The 18442-nt window shown below is 44.0% G+C and carries 18 protein-coding genes; all 18 read right to left on the reverse strand.

What is annotated here, in order from left to right; all coding sequences use genetic code 11:
- Positions 1-38 precede the first annotated feature (38 nt).
- Complete coding sequence (locus tag ELZ47_RS07950) at positions 39-956, reverse strand: diacylglycerol/lipid kinase family protein (protein WP_164549592.1); 918 nt, start codon at positions 954-956, stop codon at positions 39-41.
- 160 nt (positions 957-1116) lie between these two features.
- Positions 1117-1770 (reverse strand): CPBP family intramembrane glutamic endopeptidase, encoded by a 654-nt coding sequence (locus ELZ47_RS07960; RefSeq protein ID WP_126435739.1) that lies wholly within the window; start codon positions 1768-1770, stop codon positions 1117-1119.
- 21 nt (positions 1771-1791) lie between these two features.
- A complete protein-coding gene (locus ELZ47_RS07965) occupies positions 1792-2493 on the reverse strand; it encodes a CPBP family intramembrane glutamic endopeptidase (protein WP_126435740.1) in 702 nt (233 codons plus the stop codon).
- Positions 2490-3032 (reverse strand): DUF3267 domain-containing protein, encoded by a 543-nt coding sequence (locus ELZ47_RS07970; RefSeq protein WP_126435741.1) that lies wholly within the window; start codon positions 3030-3032, stop codon positions 2490-2492. Before ELZ47_RS07970 ends, ELZ47_RS07965 begins: the two co-directional genes overlap by 4 nt.
- 28 nt (positions 3033-3060) lie before the next feature.
- The gene (locus ELZ47_RS07975; RefSeq protein WP_126435742.1) at positions 3061-3825 is read right to left on the reverse strand and encodes a DUF3169 family protein; all 765 of its coding nucleotides are present in this window, start codon (positions 3823-3825) and stop codon (positions 3061-3063) included.
- Between the two features lie 97 nt (positions 3826-3922).
- Entirely contained in the window at positions 3923-4132 is a 210-nt protein-coding gene (locus tag ELZ47_RS07980; protein WP_002896031.1) for a helix-turn-helix transcriptional regulator, read from the reverse strand.
- 18 nt (positions 4133-4150) lie between these two features.
- Entirely contained in the window at positions 4151-4483 is a 333-nt protein-coding gene (locus ELZ47_RS12065) for a hypothetical protein (RefSeq protein WP_126435743.1), read from the reverse strand.
- Between the two features lie 299 nt (positions 4484-4782).
- Complete coding sequence (locus tag ELZ47_RS07995) at positions 4783-5925, reverse strand: acetylornithine transaminase (protein ID WP_126435744.1); 1143 nt, start codon at positions 5923-5925, stop codon at positions 4783-4785.
- Positions 5926-5927: 2 nt separating this feature from the next.
- Positions 5928-6665 carry an acetylglutamate kinase gene (gene argB / locus ELZ47_RS08000; RefSeq protein WP_126435745.1) on the reverse strand — a complete coding sequence of 246 codons (738 nt, stop codon included), beginning with the start codon at positions 6663-6665 and terminating at the stop codon, positions 5928-5930.
- An 11-nt stretch (positions 6666-6676) separates the two neighbouring features.
- Positions 6677-7870, reverse strand: a complete 1194-nt coding sequence (argJ, locus tag ELZ47_RS08005) for a bifunctional glutamate N-acetyltransferase/amino-acid acetyltransferase ArgJ (protein WP_126435746.1) — start codon at positions 7868-7870, stop codon at positions 6677-6679.
- Between the two features lie 17 nt (positions 7871-7887).
- On the reverse strand, positions 7888-8910 hold the full coding sequence (gene argC / locus ELZ47_RS08010; protein ID WP_126435747.1) for an N-acetyl-gamma-glutamyl-phosphate reductase: 1023 nt from the start codon (positions 8908-8910) through the stop codon (positions 7888-7890).
- 241 nt (positions 8911-9151) lie between these two features.
- A complete protein-coding gene (gene alaS / locus ELZ47_RS08015; protein ID WP_126435748.1) occupies positions 9152-11770 on the reverse strand; it encodes an alanine--tRNA ligase in 2619 nt (872 codons plus the stop codon).
- A 37-nt stretch (positions 11771-11807) separates the two neighbouring features.
- Positions 11808-12389 (reverse strand): LURP-one-related/scramblase family protein, encoded by a 582-nt coding sequence (locus ELZ47_RS08020; RefSeq protein ID WP_197715318.1) that lies wholly within the window; start codon positions 12387-12389, stop codon positions 11808-11810.
- Positions 12390-12529: 140 nt separating this feature from the next.
- On the reverse strand, positions 12530-13537 hold the full coding sequence (gene prsA, locus ELZ47_RS08025) for a peptidylprolyl isomerase PrsA (protein WP_126435750.1): 1008 nt from the start codon (positions 13535-13537) through the stop codon (positions 12530-12532).
- A gap of 113 nt (positions 13538-13650) precedes the next feature.
- Positions 13651-14334, reverse strand: a complete 684-nt coding sequence (locus tag ELZ47_RS08030; protein WP_002900808.1) for an O-methyltransferase — start codon at positions 14332-14334, stop codon at positions 13651-13653.
- Position 14335: 1 nt separating this feature from the next.
- The gene (pepF, locus tag ELZ47_RS08035) at positions 14336-16138 is read right to left on the reverse strand and encodes an oligoendopeptidase F (RefSeq protein WP_126435751.1); all 1803 of its coding nucleotides are present in this window, start codon (positions 16136-16138) and stop codon (positions 14336-14338) included.
- A 35-nt stretch (positions 16139-16173) separates the two neighbouring features.
- Entirely contained in the window at positions 16174-17118 is a 945-nt protein-coding gene (locus tag ELZ47_RS08040) for a competence protein CoiA (protein WP_126435752.1), read from the reverse strand.
- A 112-nt stretch (positions 17119-17230) separates the two neighbouring features.
- Positions 17231-18400, reverse strand: coding sequence for an MFS transporter (locus ELZ47_RS08045; protein WP_126435753.1), 1170 nt, complete (start codon positions 18398-18400; stop codon positions 17231-17233).
- Positions 18401-18442: the final 42 nt, after the last annotated feature.

Raw genomic sequence — 18442 nt, forward strand, 5'->3', positions numbered from 1 at the left:
GTAAGCGTCATCTAGCTTTTCTGATTTTCTCAAAAGAATTAGCAATACACATTCAAGTGAGATGGCAAGACACGAATCGTCACTGGCAGTTGGTCGCCCTCATCTCCGTCAACGTTGACGCTGAGCTCTGCGTTTGCATCAGCCAACTCAACTGTGATTTCCTTGAAGGTCAGATACTCGATATTATCACTTTCTTCACCATTACCCGAAATCAAATCCGGCACAGAAACCAAGGTGTCCAAGAGATTTTTATCCTTAAGATACAAAAGATGGAGCAAGCCGTCATTAACAGTGGCTTCAGGGAGAATACTCTCGAAACCTCCGATTGAGTTGGTAGAGCCAATCAAGAGTGTACTGCTCTTTATCGTACGCTCTTCTCCATCAATCTTTAAGTGAAACTCGTAAAAACTAGTATCCATTAACTGCTTGAAGCCAGAGATAAAGTAGGCAAACTTGCCCCACTTGGTCTTGTCTTCAGAATCTACATTGTTGATCGACTCAGGAATAGTTCCAATGGCAACCACATTCATAAAGTACTGGTCATTAATCTTGCCGATATCAAGCGGCTTGACTTTGTTGATATCCAGATTCTGGATGGCTTCTTCAGCGTCCAAGGGAATGCTGAGAGCACGCGCCAAGTCATTGACCGTACCAAGTGGAAAGAAGCCAAAAGTCGGACGATAGTCTAGTTCAGCCAGACCGCTGATTCCTTCATTGACTGTTCCATCGCCACCCATGACAAAGACGCTATCATAATGGTCTTCTGCGGCTTGCTTAGCAAAAGCTGCTGCGTCTCCGCCTTTTTCAGTATGCTTAACCACTACCTCATTGAAACATTCTGCCAGCTTTTCTCTTGCCAAGTCTTCATAGGACTTGGCTTTTTCGCCTCCCGAGCTAGGGTTGACAATTAATAGGACTTTAGACATAAGGAAACCTCTTTTCATTTGATAGCTCATTATACCATCTGGAAAACACTTTCACAAGAATTTGAAACTGCTAGCTTTCGAAAGACCAGAAAAGCAGTTTGGCATTTAAACTCCATTCCACATAAAAACACTTCTGCCGTTAGATTGTCAAGCTAACTTGAGAAGTGCTGTCTTAAATTTCGTTTTTCTATTAAAAGAAGACAATGAGAAGAAAGGCAATTAGGTTATTAGCCAGATGTAAGCCCATTGAGTAGCGCAGGTCCTTCTTAGCTAGATAGCCTAAGCCAAAGATTGCTCCCAAGATGAAGTAAACCAGAAACTGGACTAGATTGCCCGGCATGTGCAGAAGAGAGAAAAAGCTGGCAGATACAGTTAAATAAAGCAGAATTTTCGCCAAGCTATTTTGGTTGGGAAAGAGAAACTTAGCCAAAAATCCTCGCGTCAGCAACTCCTCAAGAATAGGAGCAAAGATTACCATGTATAGGAAGGCAAAGGCTGGCTGCTGCTGAATCAACTCTACAGCAGCATTCTGATTGGCAGAAGATTCAATAGGAACGAGCTGCTGGAAGATGATAAAAGCAAGCAAGAGGGCGCTGGGAAGCCAGATAGAGCTGGTCAGCTTGGTATTTTTGATTTCCAGCTTCAAATCTTTCTGGTACCATTTCCACATGGCAAAAGAATAGAGACTGGCAAGTATGACAAAAATCGGCAAAATCAATAGTTGAGAAGATCCCCCTGTCAGAGAACCTATAGTGAAGACAACTATAGTCGAAAAGATATAGGAATACGCCAAGAGGACAAGAATATAAAGGCCAAAATTAGTAAAGAAAGTTTTTAATTTCATAGTGACTCCTTATAGATTGATTTACTTAAACATAGCTAGCAGCAGTATTATAGCCATGGGGAGATTGTTCAGGATATGAACCAACATGGAATCTTTTATATTCCCCCGACGAGCATAGGATAAATAAAAAACCAGTCCAAGTGCAAAATAAATTGGGAACTCTGTCAATTGGGTGATATGAGGTAAAGTAAAGACCACGGAGGTCACAAGGGCAGCTAGCACTTTTTGATTATGATTGAAGAAGAAGGCAGTACCAAAACCGCGGAAAATTAATTCTTCCATGATAGGAGCGATAAAAGCAATCGTTGCAACAAAGAGCAAGGCAAAGAAGATACGCTGCGAAGACATCATTCCCCCTAGCCCTTGTATGGCGCTGTCATTACTGGTCTGGGAATTGCCGCTCAGGATGAGATTGAGATAAACACCGACAATAGCAGCCACTCTGGCAAGGAAAAAGAATAGAAAAGCAAAACCGATGTCCTTGCCAGACAGTTTGAATTTCTTCTTTTCTTCAGGCACACGCTTCTGATAACGCTGCCATAAGCTACGAAAAATCAAGAAAACTAAAATCAGATACAAGGCTACCAATAAGATTTCTGCATAAATAGGTAAACTCTTCCCGAGCCTTAAGAATAGCATTGGAGCAACATTTATAAGGAGGCTAAGAGCAATTAAGCCTATCCATTTTACAAGTCCTAAAGCAATTGATTTGAAGTTGTTCATTTTGTATTCTCCTTTTGATAAATATTAATACCGACTTCCGTATCCTCAACAGCGATATCACCCTTCTGCCGAAGAATAGCGACAGCTAGGAAAAAATCTCCTGCACAGCCGGCTGCATGGAAGCTAGCAAGGACGATATAAGAAGCCGCAGTCAGAATATGCAAGGCATAGATCAAGGTCAGGGCTAGGCTAATCAGAAAGAATGGTGCCAGGATAATGACGAGCATCCTTTTCCGACTGTAACGACTGCCTGGGCTAGTCGCATAGGCCATGCCGCTCTTAAAACCAAACTTGACCTTGGTATTTTCATCCCCCAAGACCTTGAAGAAAAAGCCGTGGATCAGCTCATGAATGACCATTAGAACAAGGAGGTAGAATAAGTCAAAAAAATGAAAAACTTCGCTTCCCTTGCCATACATTAGAATGGCAATCCAGGTAAAGAGGGCTAGAAAAGGGAAGATCAGCAATACAGCCGTTATATTCAGAGCCAGACTGACCTTTTTATTATGGATAAAATCAAGTTCTTTCAGTAGTTTCATGATTTCCGCCTTTCATCGAGAAATAAGCTTATTTGAAATATTTTCTTACCATTGGATAATACATAAGATTGATATAGATATGAATCACTAGCAGGACGGCAAAGCCGGAAACGACATTAAGGGGGGTGAAAGTTCCCACTATCCCTAAAATAACATAGAGGGCTGGCAGAAGTCTCTGATTTACATTAAAGAGAATAAGATAGCACTGTTCATAATTGGCTTGCAGCTCTGACTCATCATAAGAGAGGGCAAATTCTTTTATTTCCTCAGTAGTCGGAAAGGCTGATAGCTTATAGTGCCGCACCTTCTGAACTGTCTTTAAAAAGACAACTTGCAAAATAATATAAAGAAAGGCAATCGCATAATCTATAAGACTCCACTGAAGAGGGCTCTTATGATTAGTGATATTTCCAATAAAAACAACTCCAACTAAAATCGTAAAAAGAACGATAGCACTGCTGATATTAAAGACAATAGTCGCATATTCCAGATTTTTAAAGGTTAGCCGGTACCATTCATAATTCTTATCCTCATCTGCTTCTTTTTCATAGGCTTCATTGTATTTACGAGTCCGATAAATCAAGAAAAAGACCAAGGGATATAGGATGATAAGGCCGGCCCTACCTAGCTGGCGCAGCAGTTGAACAGAAAAAATAGTCGACCAACTGATGTTTTTTAGCAGACCAGTTTCAGAAAATAAAATAGACAGACCACCTATTAAAGCTCCAGCTAGAAATATAAGGACATTATATAAAACTCTTTGCTGTGTAGATATACGTTTTTGCTCTTTCACGACTTCTTCTCCTTTATTTTTTTACAATAGATGATACAAGAATGCTGAGGCTGAAGGACTGTTTTAGCTCCTGTTGAAATGAATCTTAATTGGTTCTTCATTCTGCTTCCTCCACCAGCCGAAAGACATTCTCAACGTTTTCATTGAAAATATGGGCAATCTTAAGGGCAATCACAATCGATGGGGTATATTCGCCCCTCTCTATAAGGCTGATTGTCTGCCTGGAAACACCGGCCAGCTTAGCCAGTTCTGTCTGGTTGAGACCGTCACGCGCCCTCAACTCCTTGAGTCGATTTCTTAATTTCATTAAAATCCCCCACTTCTCCTAAAGCTCGATAGACCGAATGTCTTCAATACGAATCAGCTTGGTCTTGGTCTGACCTTTTTTATCTGTCATGCTCAGCTTGACCCATTCTTCATCCACATCCACTACCAGCCAGTTTACCAGCCAGTTATTGGTTCCAATTGACTCGCTCATAATTGTCGGCTTCTTTCCAATCATTTCTTTTAAAAATCTTGACATTGTTTTGTTCCCCTTTCTTTTTCTTTCTAAAGACTTTATCCGTCCCTGCATCCGTTTTAGCTTATTGGAAGAATCAATCCCAAAGATAAAAACCATAAAAGTCATCGGAAGCAAGAACCATAAGAATGCATTCATAAGCGTCCCTCCATTTCCTGTTCAAAAGTATTGTAACAGATTCTTTTCTTTTTGACAAGTATATTTGTCAAAAAAATAATAATCATTTTCAAAAACACCATTATCATAGACAAATAAGAGGCTGGGACAAAAGTCCTAGCCTCTCAATTGTCTTTGGATTGTCGAGCAAGACGCAGTGGTTGAGTGGGCTCTACTACGCTGATTTCATCAGCTTTTACAGCCCTACTCAACTGTGCGGAGGTGGGACGACGAAATCGAATTCTAACGAATTACCGATTTCTGTCCCACTCTCTTTTCCTTTATTCATCTACTTGAGAAAACACTTCTTTTAAAGTAGCAATCCCCTGCTGGATTTCCTCCCTACCGATAGTCAATGGTGGCAGGAGACGGATAACATTTTCTCCGGCTGTCAGGATAATCAAGCCCTTCTGACGAGCGGCTTCAACAATCTTTGACAAACTGGCACTTGTTTCAATCCCAATCATCATGCCTAGGCCTCGAACAGCAGAAATCTTTGGATGGTCCCGAAAAGCAAGCTGTAGCTGCTCCATCAAGATGGTACTCTTAGACCTGACTTCTTCCATAAAGCCCGCCTCTTTCATGATATGCAAGGTCTCCAAGGCAGCTGCCATGGCTAATTTATTGCCACCAAAGGTAGAGCCATGACTGCCAGGTCCAAGAGCAGGAGCCAAGCTGGATTTTCCTAATAGAGCACCAGCGGGCAGGCCATTGGCTAAACCCTTAGCCAGTGTCACAATATCCGGTATAATCCCATAATGCTCAAAGGAATAAAGCTGACCCGTGCGCCCCATACCTGTCTGTACCTCATCAACAATCAGTAAAATCCCCTCTCGTTGGCAAAAATCTGCCAAGTCTTTGACAAAGGCTGCTTCTGCTGGACGAACTCCTGATTCTCCTTGGACCAATTCCAGCATGACAGCTGCCGTATCCTGATTGACCAAGTCTTCTACGCTGGCCAGATCATTGTAAACCGCATAGCTGAAATGAGGAACCCCATCACCAAATCCTTCCTTGATCTTATCCTGTCCTGTTGCGGCCATAGCGCCAAAGGTCCGACCGTGAAAGGATTGCTGAAAAGTTATAATGCCTTGCTTGCCAGTAGCTTTGCGAGCTAGCTTAATAGCTGCTTCATTAGCTTCTGCTCCGCTATTGCAGAAAAAAGCCAAATAATCATAAGAACCTGCCAGTTCCTGAGCTACCTGCTCTTGCAGAGAGCTAAGATAGAGATTGGGACTGTGCCAGATGCGCCCTGCTTGCTGGATCAAAGCCTGCTGGACCTGCGGGTGAAAGCCAAGATTGGTTACGCCAATCCCCGATGAAAAGTCCAAATAAGCCTTTCCATCACTGTCAATCAGATAGGCGCCCTCTGCTTTAACAAACTCAATAGGTGCCCTCTTGTAGTTTTCAAATAAATAAGTCATCGTTATCCCTCTGCTATCAAGGTGCCCGTCAAAAGATTATCACCTATCAAAACCTGCCCGACACCGGAAAGCACAGTCTGAACAGCACTCTCGATCTTAGGAATCATGCCGCCCTTGATGACACCTGTCTGAATCTTCTTGGAAACCTGACTGGTCAGAAGCTGGGGCAGGACTTTTTTGTCCTCTAGAACCCCTTCTATATCTGTCATCAGGATCAGCTTCTCTGCCTGTAAGCTACTGGCAACTGCCGCAGCCAAATAGTCTGCATTGATATTTAAGAGCTCGCCAGCTGTATTTTCCCCTAGCGAAGCCAGCACCGGGACCATGTCCGCAGCCAGCAGCTGCTCTAGATAGGCAGTTTGAATCGCCTTCACCTGACCGACATAGCCATAGAGATCTTTATCGATAAAATCTGCCGAAACTGTCTTCCCCAAATGTGAAACCAGCTGAAGGCTTTCAATATCTGAGTCGTTCAGTTCTTGTGTCAGCGTCCGGCCGACTTGACCTAGCAAGGCTTGCTCAATGATAGGCAAGTCAGACTTAGCTGTTACCCGCAACCCCTTAACCTTGCGAGTAGGCAGCTGGCGCTCTTTCATAAGTTGGTTAATGACCAGACCTCCTCCGTGAACGACTACGATTTTCTTACCAGCTGCTATCCACGCTTGCATTTGCTTGATAAACTTAGTAGACAGCTTTTGCGCAGCAACACCGCCAATTTTTATAACAATCACATCTTTCATTGCATTTCTCCTTAGGTTCTATAGAGGGCATTGATTTTCACATAATCATAGGACAAATCGCAGCCCCAGGCCTGAGCTTCAGCGTCCCCATCGTGTAGGTCAATCGTCAAGGTCAGCAGCTCCCCAGCCATGGCATCACTAGTCTCCTCGGGGTCAAAAGCCACAGGACTAGAAGCCTGCATAACTGGAATCCCCTCAATCCAAATATCAATGTCATCAACCGAGACATCTGCTCCCGCATAGCCGATAGCTGCTAAGATTCGGCCCCAATTGGGATCTTGACCAAAAATAGCCGTTTTGACCAGGCTAGATCCAACGACACTCTTAGCAATCATACGGCCGCTCTGTTCATCCTTGGCATGCCGCACATTAACTTCAATCAGCTTGGTCGCTCCCTCCCCATCCTTGGCAATTTTCTTAGCCAAGTCAGCCATAAGATAGCGGAGCATCTTGGAAAATTTTTCAAATTCTTCCGTATCTGGCAGAATTTCTTCGTTTTGTCGGCAGCCGTTAGCCATGACTAGCACCATGTCATTGGTCGATGTATCTCCATCCACCGTGATTTGGTTGAAAGTCGTCTCCACATGCTGACTGAGAGCCGCTTGCAAGGTAGCGCTGGAAATATTGGCATCACAAGTGATAAAGGCCAGCATCGTCGCCATATTCGGATGAATCATGCCCGATCCCTTAGCCACCCCTGCCATAGTCACCAGGTCTGTTCCAAACTCTTCTGTGACTACACAGGTCTTGGTGCAAGTATCTGTCGTCAAGATAGCCTCAGCAAAATCTTCTGCCTTACCACTCACCAGAATCCGAGAAAGACCATTTTTCAAAGCATCCATTGGAAGCTGCTCGCCGATGACTCCTGTAGAAGCCAGACCTACCAAGTCGGGCTCAATCTTCAGCTTTTGAGCAGTCAATCGCTGCATCTCACAGGCGGCGTCCAGTCCCTGCTGGCCTGTACAGGAATTTGCAACACCAGAATTTACAACTATTGCCTGCAATTTCTGGCTCTTTTGGATTGATGCTTTGGTCACTAGAAGCGGAGCAGCAATGACTTTATTAGTCGTATAGACTCCTGCCACACTGGCTGGTACTTCTGAGACAATCCAGCCAAAATCCAACTTCTTTTTCTTAAAGCCAGCATGTAAACCGTCAGCCGAAAAGCCTAGCGGACTGGCAATCGTTCCATCAATAATCTTCATATCTAACCCTTTCTCATCTAGACATAGGAAGGTTGACTAAGCAGGCCATCTGTTTCAGGGAAGCTCAGCATCAGATTCATATTTTGAACCGCCTGACCAGCAGCCCCTTTAATCAAGTTATCCAGCACAGCCACGACAGTTAAAATATTTGTCACAGGATTATAGTCAAAACCAATATCTGTATAATTAGTACCGACAACCTGGTGCAGATTCGGCAGAGCAGCTTGGATACGGACAAATGGCTTGCCCTGATAGCATTCTTGGTAAATAGCAGCCAGTTCTTCCCGAGTCAAAGGTTCTTTCAACTTGCTGTAAACCGTCGCCACGATGCCACGATTGAGCGGAATGAGGGAAGTTGAAAACTGAATCTGCTGCAATCCCTCATCAAAACGCTGCAACTGCTGCACAATCTCAGGAATATGCTGATGCTGATTTAACTTGTAAGTCACATAGTTATCGTGCACATGAACAAAATGGCTAGATGCAGCTGGATTTTTCCCCGCCCCTGTCAAGCCACTCTTGGCATCAACAATAATGGAGTCCAGCTCAATAGCCTGAGCCTTCAGCAAGGGAATCAAGGCCAACTCTGTAGCTGTCGCATAACAGCCGGGATTAGCAATAAATCGCTTCCCTTTGACATCTGTAAACTCAGACAGCCCATAAATAAACGCTTTTTGAACATAGTCTTCTGCTGGCTCTTTCTGATACCATTTTTTATAAATATTCCCTGGTAAACGATGATCACCAGAAAGGTCAATAACCGGAAATCCTGCTTCCACAAAATCTTTTGACAAATCTTTAGCCACTCCGCTTGACGTTGCAAAGAAAACAAGTTCTGCTCGTCGCATAATTTCCTGACTGTCAAAAGCTTCTATTTTCAGGTCGCAAATCCCCTTCAAATGAGGATAAAGCTCTGACACAGGAGACTCCATATCTTGGCTGGCATGAAGGGAAACGACTTCCGCCTGCGGATGTTGCAGTAAAATACGGAGGAGTTCCATTCCTGAGTAACCAGTAATTCCTACAATCGAAATACGCATATTTTTAAAACACCTCCGTATAAATATGCGTTTTATTTTACTCGTATATTTTCCCTTTGTCAAGTATTTTCTGTATTTTTATGCAATATTTTTGAAAATATCATTATTTATTCTAAAACAATTCATAATTTCTTGCCGAAAAGCGGCCTATTAACTTTTCATACAGAGAAGTAAGAGAGCTAAGGGCACAGAAAAAGGTCTGCCCAAAGAGCAGACCTTTTTATCTATCGTTTATCTAACATTACAACTTCTCAGCAACTGCTGCTAGCAAGTCTGGAATAGCGGATTGCTTGCTGCCGCCGGCCATAGCCATGTCTGGCTTACCGCCGCCTCGACCATCTACAATCGGCGCCAATTCCTTAATCAGATTACCAGCATGGACCTCCTTGGTCTTGCTGGCTGCAAGGACGTTGACTTTGTCTCCAATTGCTGCGACCAGTATGAGAACATCTGAATAGTCCTTCTGCTTCCATGTGTCCGCAAAGGTACGCAGGGCACCTGCATCAGACACAGAGACCTGACTAGCGATAAAGCTATGTCCATTTGCCTCTTGAACATTCTTGAAGACTTCACCAGAGGCCGCTGCTGCTGCCTTTTCCTTTAGCTCTGCATTCTCTTTTTGGAGTTGACGCAGCTGCTCCTGCAGTGCTTCAACCTTGTGAGGCACTTCCTTGATTTGCGGTGCCTTGAGGGTCGCTGCAATAGCCTTAAGCGCCTCTTCTTCCTCACGGTAGCCTTCAAAAGCTTCCTTGCTGGTGACTGCCAAGATACGGCGAGTGCCAGATCCGATACCTTCTTCTTTGACAATCTTGAAAATACCGATTTCAGAAGTGTTGCCTACGTGAGTTCCTCCGCAAAGCTCGACAGAGTAGTCGCCGATGGTTACGACACGAACTTCTTTACCATATTTTTCGCCAAAGAGCGCCATTGCTCCCATTTCTTTAGCAGTGTCAATATCTGTCTCTACTATCTCAATGGCAAGGGCTTCCCAGATTTTCTCATTGACTTCTTGCTCGATAGCGCGCAGCTCTTCAGCTGTCACCGCTTGGAAATGCGTAAAGTCAAAGCGCAGGAATTCTACTTCGTTCAGAGAGCCTGCTTGGGTTGCATGGTTACCAAGAACATTATGCAAAGCTGCATGCAAGAGGTGAGTCGCCGTGTGGTTTTTCATCACACGGTGGCGGCGGCTGTGGTCAATTTCCAGTTTATAGCTTTGACCCAGAGCCAGAGGAGCCAAAACTTCTACAGTATGCAGTGGTTGACCATTTGGTGCTTTTTGCACATCCGTCACTTGCGCTACCAGATTGCCTGCTCCATCAAAGATTTGACCGTGGTCTGCCACCTGACCACCCATTTCTGCGTAGAATGGTGTTTCTGCAAAGATAAGGGCAGCTGTTCCTGACTCAACAGATTCGACTGCTGCATCATCCGCCACGATAGCAAGGAGCTCAGCAGTCATCTCTTCTTTTTCGTAGTTAAAGACACTCTCTATTGTGATAGCCTGCAAGGTTTCATTTTGCATACCCATTGATCCGCCCTTGACGACAGACGCACGCGCCCGATCCTGCTGCTCTTTCATAGCCGCTTCAAAGCCAGCACGGTCTACAGTCATGCCTGCTTCTTCAGCAATTTCCTCAGTCAACTCCAGCGGGAAGCCGTAAGTATCGTAGAGTTTGAAGGCATCTTGACCAGAGATGATTGTCTGACCTTTTTCTTTCAGGACTGCTACGATGCCTTGGGCAAAGTGTTGACCAGAGTGCAGAGTACGAGCAAAAGATTCTTCCTCACTCTTGATAATCTTTTCGATAAAGTCTTTCTTCTCAAGGACTTCTGGATAGTAGCTTTCCATAATCTTGCCCACAGTTGGAACCAGTTTGTAAAGGAATGGCTCGTTGATCCCCAATTTTTGACCATGCATTGAAGCACGACGAAGAAGACGGCGAAGGACATAGCCACGACCTTCATTTCCAGGAAGAGCCCCATCACCAATGGCAAAGGAGAGCGAGCGGATATGGTCTGCGATAACCTTGAAACTCATATTGTCGCCATCTTGGTCATAGACCTTGCCGGACAGTTTCTCTACTTCACGAATGATTGGCATAAAGAGGTCGGTCTCGAAGTTGGTCTTAGCCCCTTGGATAACAGCGACCAAACGCTCCAAACCTGCGCCCGTATCAATGTTCTTATGTGGCAATTCCTTGTACTCGCTACGCGGTACAGCAGGGTCAGCATTGAATTGTGACAAGACGATATTCCAGATTTCGATATAACGGTCATTTTCAATATCTTCTTCTAAGAGACGGACCCCAATATTTTCTGGATCAAAAGCCTCACCCCGGTCAAAGAAAATCTCTGTATCTGGTCCAGAAGGTCCCGCACCGATTTCCCAGAAGTTGTCCTCAATCGGAATCAAATGACTAGGCTCAACGCCCATAGCAATCCAGCGGTTGTAAGAGTCCTTGTCATCTGGGTAGTAGGTCATGTAGAGCTTGTCTTTGGGAAAATCAAACCACTCAGGGCTAGTCAAAAGCTCGTAAGCCCACTCAATCGCTTCATCACGGAAATAATCGCCGATAGAGAAATTACCCAGCATTTCAAACATAGTATGGTGGCGGGCAGTCTTTCCAACATTTTCAATATCGTTGGTACGAATGGCTTTTTGAGCATTGGTAATCCGAGGATTTTCCGGGATAATGGTTCCGTCAAAGTATTTCTTGAGGGTCGCTACACCAGAGTTAATCCAGAGCAAGGTTGGATCATTGACTGGCACCAAGCTGACAGATGGTTCTACTGCATGACCTTTAGTTGCCCAAAAATCCAGCCACATTTGACGAACCTGAGCACTTGACATTTGTTTCATTTGTTTTTTCTCCTTAAATTTTTTCTAAAAAATTGCATTATGATGACGAACTTTCCAGCATTTCGACATAATCAATAGCGACACAGAGGGAAATCACCAAATCTGAATAAGTCTCCTCATAGATATGAACCTGATAAGTAGAGGTCAGATGGAAAAGCTCCTTGGTAATCTCTGCAACGACTTGATTGCTGTCATCCAGCAGACGAAAGTTTAAATCCCAGATATTCCCTTCAACTCGTAGCCCCAAATTATCAAATTTATACTTATCACGCAAAATAGTGAATTTCTGACGGATATAAAAGCTATGTCCGCTGCTGAGTTTGATTTCAAACTGGGGCAGGAAGGTTAGAACGGTCTTGGTAATCTGACTGACGATTTGGCCCTGACTATCATAGATCGTAAAGGTCTTAGGAATCTGGAAGAAAGAGCCTTCCACTTGATAATCCACATTTCCTCGATTGTCCTTGATATCAAAGCGTTCGCCGCCTAAGCGAAATTTCTGTTTGACAAGATAGGTTTTCATTATGTTACCTCCACAGTCAACATAAAAGACAAGTTCCTTGTCCGAAGGGCGAAAAACCGCGGTACCACCTTCATTCAATGAACTTGTCATTCTCATTTCGTATTCTATTTTTCAAGATGAGTAGCATGATTCCCCGTCTCAGATGGCTCGCAGCACCGCCAATTCTCTGAACTAAGAACTTGAAAAATCAATTCTCACCAGTCTTATTATACTTGCTTATTGTCTTTTCGTCAACCTTATTCTGCGGCTGATGATGAAGCTTCTGCCGAACTGTTTTCAGCTGCTGAGCTGGACTCAGAAGTCTTTGAGCTGCTGGCAGCACTTGATGAAGAAGTTGAAGAGCCTGTCGTTTCAATATACTGAGCAAAGACAGATTGGAAAGCACTGTCCTTAACCTTGATGTTGGCATCTTTCAGCTCTTTAGCGACAACGCTTTGGATAAAGCTAGTATCTTTTTCTTTTTGCGCAATGATAATCTTTTTCAGCTTATCTTTGTAGTCTTTCCAGTTAGAAGATTTCTCTGACTTTTTGACCAGCTTAACAATATAGTAGCTTGCTGAGTACTGTGAATCTGGCACAGTCACAAGGTCTGAAACGCCATTTTCTTCCAAAGCAAAGGCAGCTTTTTTGACAGCATCTGGAACATCAGTAGAGCCAGAGTCAAACTTGATTTCTCCGCCTTTTTCCTTAGTGGCAGCATCGGTAGAGTTTTCCTTAGCGATTTGACTGAAGTCTGCTCCTTCTGCTTTAGCTTTTTCAAGAACTTCCTTACCTTTGTCTTCGCTGGCAACTTTGATGATTTGAGCTGTTACTTCTGGCGTGTAGTTTTCAAAGGCAGCCTTGTAGTTTTCGTCAGTCAGCTCTTTTTCAGCAGCCTTCTTAACGGCATACTCTACCAGCATATTGGTGCGGATTTGCTCCTTGTAGGCATCTTCGGTCAATCCGTTTTGAGCCAAGACTTGAGCAAAAGCTGTACCGTAAGCAGTTTTAGACTTTTCAAAAGCTTCCTTGACGTCCTTGTCTTTGACGTCTTTGCCGTATTTTTCTTCAAAAATATCTTTGATGGTCATCTGCAGCAAGACCTGCTGAGCTGCACCATTGGTCTTCACTTGATCGTAAAATTCATTGACAGTAATCGTGTTTCCTTTCATGGTCACGATGTCCTTGCCTTCTGAGTTAGAACATGCTGCTAATACAGCGACTGACAAGAGTGTCACAGCTCCTGCAAATATTTTTTTCTTCATTTTATATTGACTCCTTATTCTTAAAAGTTCACGTTTTCTATTGTAGCACAAATTTGAATTGATATCTTAAATTTTACTAAAAATTTTTGGAAATTAGGAAAAAATCAGAGATGTCATTTTTTTCTAATCATAAGCAGTCCATCTCCCAAAGGAAGCAGACTCGCAGTCAAATCTGAACTGTCCAAAGTTGCGTCAAACAGGCTATGCAAACCGCGGTAAATGGCCCGTTGACCACGCTTAATTTCCTCAAAAGGCTTGGCAACATCGCCACCTTGAAAGACATCATCAATGAGAACCAGACCACCAGGATTGAGGCGCTTGAGGACCTGAGGCAAAAAGACCACATACTTGGACTTGGCAGAGTCCATAAAGACAAGGTCGTAAGAATCCTCTAGTGTCTCAAGCAGATCCATTGCGTCACCTTCCAGCAGGGTGACCTGCTGACGGCTGTCATACTTAGCAAAATTAGCCTTAGCAAGCTCAATCATCTCTGGATTGCGGTCAATAGTCGTAATCTGAGCCTGAGGCGCATGTTCCGCCATCAAAAGAGCCGAAAAACCAATAGCAGTACCAATTTCTAAAATCTTCTCTGGCTGCAGACTTTCGAGTAGTAGGCGGAAGTAAGCCACTGTCTCATGGGGAATCACAGGTACATTTTCAGCTCTGGCAAAGTCTTCCAGCTCCTTGAGTCCACCAGTGACTGGCCGGAGACGCTGCCTCATAAAGTCTACGATTTCCTCTTTGACCACAGGACGGCGCATATTGGGATTAGAGTTTTGATTATAAGTCTCGACCATCTTATACCAGTCCCAACTTTTCTACCAAGGCCTCGAATTCGTCTAGACGACGCTCAAAGACAGAAAAAGCAGCATTTAGGTAGTCTTCTTTTTCCATATCCACACCTGCTTTTTTGATGACATTGAGGGGATAGTCAGAGTTCCCAGCTTTGAGATAGTCCAGATATTTATCCTTGTCTTCCTGACTGCCATGGACAATCTTTTCAGCTAAGGCAGAAGCTGCTGAAAAGCCTGTCGAATATTGGAAAACATAGTAGTCATAGTAGAAATGCGGAATCCGTGCCCATTCGTACTGAATCTGCGGATTGTCTTCTTTATTCAAACCATAGTATTTCTCGTTCAAATCAGCGTAGAGCTCATTGAGAAACTCGCTGGTCAAAACTTGACCTTCTTGGTCAGCCTTGTGGATAGCATGCTCAAACTCCGCAAACTGGGTTTGACGGAAGACTGTGCCCCGGAAGCCATCCAAGAAGTGATTGAGGATAGCAAAGCGAGTAGCATCGTCCTCTACTTCTTCCAAGAGCTTCTCTGTCAGGATATTTTCATTAGTCGTTGAAGCAATCTCAGCTAGGAAGATAGAATAGTCTCCATAGACATAAGGCTGGGTCTCACGAGTATAACTGGAGTGCATACTGTGGCCTGTCTCGTGCACCAAGGTAAAGAGATTATCCAGCGTGTCCTGCCAGTTGAGCAACATAAAGGCATTGGTATCATAAGACCCGCCTGAGTATGCTCCTGAGCGCTTGCCTTGATTTTCATAAACATCAATCCAGCGCTCTGAAAAAGCTGTCTTGACTCGGCTCAAATAATCCTCACCCAGAATAGCCAGAACTTCCTCAGACTTAGCCAAGGCTTCCTCATAAGTGAACTTGTAGTCTGTCTCTGACAAAGGTGTGTACATATCATACATCTTCAAGTCAGAAATGCCTAAAATCTTCGCTCGCAAAGCAATATAACGCTGCAAAAGAGGCAAATGCTTATTGACAGCTGAAACTAAGCTGTCATAGACACTTTCTGGAATAAAGTCCGCTGACAAGGCCGCTTCACGGGCAGATGAGAACTTGCGGACTTTCGCATTGTAGTTGTGGACCTTGACATTGGTCTGCAGAGTCTTAGCGTAGGTATGCTGGTACTGCTCGTAGACGCTGTAAAGAGCCTCGTAGGCTTCCTTACGGACTTCTCGGTTCTTAGACTCGACCAGGGTGATATAGTTACCGTGGGTAAGCTGAACTTCATTTCCATCTTCATCATGCACCATCGGAAAGACAATATCTGCATTATCCAAAATAGCAAAGGTTTCGCCAGCTGCCCCAAAGATTTCACCAGCACCAGCCAGTAGCTCCTCTTCACGCTGTGTCAGGATGTGAGCTTTCTTTTTCAAAAGCTTGTCAAAATAATGCTGATACAGCTGTAAACCTGGCTGCTCAGCCAGGAAAGCTTGGTACTGCTCTTCTGTAATCGCCATAAATTCGGGCTCGTAGAAGGCAAAGCTTTGACCAAAATCGCTGTAAAGAGTCATGCCTTTAGCCTGATACTCTTGGTACTTAGCCACACGTGTATCCTGGTCATTCTTCATGTGAGCATAAGAATAAAGCTTTTCAATACGACACATCAAGTCCAGCTGCACTTCAGTCGTTGTTAAGAGACTGTCCGCTGAATCCAGCAAATGTCCAGCCAGACTAGCTGCTTTCTTCACTTCTTCTGAAACCTGCGCCAATTCAGCTTCAAAGGCTTCATCTGTTGGGAAAATGGTGCTCAAATCCCAAGTATATTTTTCTTCAATTTCATTTCTTTGTTTTGCCATAAAAAAATCCTCCGACTCCCCTATTCTATCACAAATCAATGCAAAATCCTTGTATAAAAAGCCGGTGAATAAACAATTTGCAGATTTTTTTGCTGGAGATTGGCGTAATAGTTCTCAAACTGCTGGTAATAGCCAGTCAAATCAGTAGTTATCTGACAGAAGGAAGCAGCTTGTATTGGTCGAATCTGTGGATAGAAATCCTCTGCAGTCTTAGTCAAGAGATTATCGCCATTCTGGTAGAGCTGGGCCTGCAGCCGCATCCATCTAGGCTGCTGGTAATAAAGCTGACGACGGATATAATTGCAGATCTGCGGATCTTGCTGGCCCAGAAAGCTGTTCATCTCCTGCTTTTGAAAGGGCAAGCGCAAAATATCCAAAAGCCGGCCGTGACCAAAGGGAAAGTTCTTGGTCTTGTGCTGGACTTTTCCATGCAGATCTTCGTGAATCAGGTATTTGAGACGCAGAACTCGCTTTTCTTGATCCAGCTCCCAAAGATGAAAGCCCATATTTTTACTAAAATAGAGAAAATCCTTCTGCAGACGGGTTAGGGAATCCTTGAGCCAAAGTTTTCGCCCCAAGAGCCAGAGAACCTGATAGCCATGCTGGCGGTAAGAAAGCGTCCGTTCCTGCAGCCGTTCTATACTTAGGGGGCTGCACTGGACTTCAAGAGCCAGTTTTTTATCAACTAGCAAATCAGCAATCTGCTGCAGTGCAGGCAAAAAAGCCTCCACCTCAACTTCTTCTGTCTGGGCAGCCCAGCGAAAAAGCTCTGCCTTGAGACTTAGATGTTCAGCACTCTCATTTTCCCTATAAAAACGACACTCTTCTAGCGAAATATGCGCAAAATGCGGCTGCAGCACCTTCCCTTTTTTAAAACGGACTGCCCCTGAACAAGCGGGGCAGACGAAATCAGCCCCCTTCTCAATCTTCTCCTTCAGAGCATTACACAAAAGCCCCTTATGATTTCGCGCCACAAACATATCCTAGCCCCCTCTAAAATTTCTCTCATTTACTAGAATATTCGCAAAAGAAAAGAGAAACTATCTAGATAAAAAAACGAGTCGAGAGAACATCTCTCCGACTCGTTTTTCATTATCCAAATAATTGATTTCCTTTTCGTTCTGGTAATTTCAGAAAGAGGGCCAGCAGACAGACTAGACAGATAATAGCTGCTAGAAATAGGTTCATTCCTTCATAACCCCAACTGTCCAGAAAATGGCCGGCCAGATTTTGAATGAGAATGGTACCCAGACTGCGGGCTGTCTGGACCAAAGCAATGGCAGTAACCAGGTATTTTTCATCAACCAGACTGGCTACGATTTTCAGGGTCACCATAATCAAAACCATGCCTGTCACATGCTTGGAAAGGAGAGTCATCCCGATTTTCGAAATCAAACCTAGGTCCAAGGCATAAACGCTATACTGGAGAAAGATGATTCCCAGACAGATATAAAGAAGCTTTTTCATCGAAATCTTGTCCATAAAGAGATAGGAATAAAAGATAAAAGGCGCTTCAACCAGAACTGATAAGGCAACGACAGTCGAGGCCATATCCACCTCTAAGCCACTATTTTGAAGCATGGCTGGGATATAGGTATGACCAGTATTCCCCACCCCTGAGTAGAGGGCGACCAAAAGCAGGTAAAAGAGATAGGTTTTGTTGGTCAAGAGCTTCCCCAGACCTGTCTGCTTGTGGATGTCCTTTTTATCTAGGGCTGCTCGGTCATGCTTGGGCTGGATTCCCAAAAGTCCTAGGCTGCTGATAAGCATCATGCCAATAAAGACCGGGAAAATAGCCTGCGGTGCGACTCTTTGATAGATTAGTCTTGCTAGCTGAGAGCCTAAGGCATAGCCAATGGTTCCCCAAATCCGAATCTTGCCATAAGTATAAGGACTTTGAGCCGCCAGAACATCCATGACTGGATTGACCCCGTTGATCAACATGAGGACCAGGCTATACCAGACCAGTAACTGCCAGAGCTGAGTTGCCTTCATAAAAAAGACAGCCCCAACCATCATGGCTAAAAAACTAAAGAGGAAAATCTTTTTAATTCCCAAAGCATCGCTGATTATTCCAAAGATTGGCTGAGCCAACATGGAGGCAAAGAAGGAAGACGACACTACTAGAGATACTTGGGCATTAGAATAGCCTAAGTCCTGCATATAGACTGATATCAGGGTCGAAAAAAGAGAGTAGGCTAGAAAGAAAAAATTAAAAAGTAAAAAATGAGCTAGATAGCTGTTGTGAAACTTTTTTTGCATCGAAATCTCCTTAAGACAGAAAGAAAACTCAGCGAAAGAACT

The organism is Streptococcus sanguinis, assembly GCF_900635155.1.
Lineage (GTDB): Bacteria > Bacillota > Bacilli > Lactobacillales > Streptococcaceae > Streptococcus > Streptococcus sanguinis_G.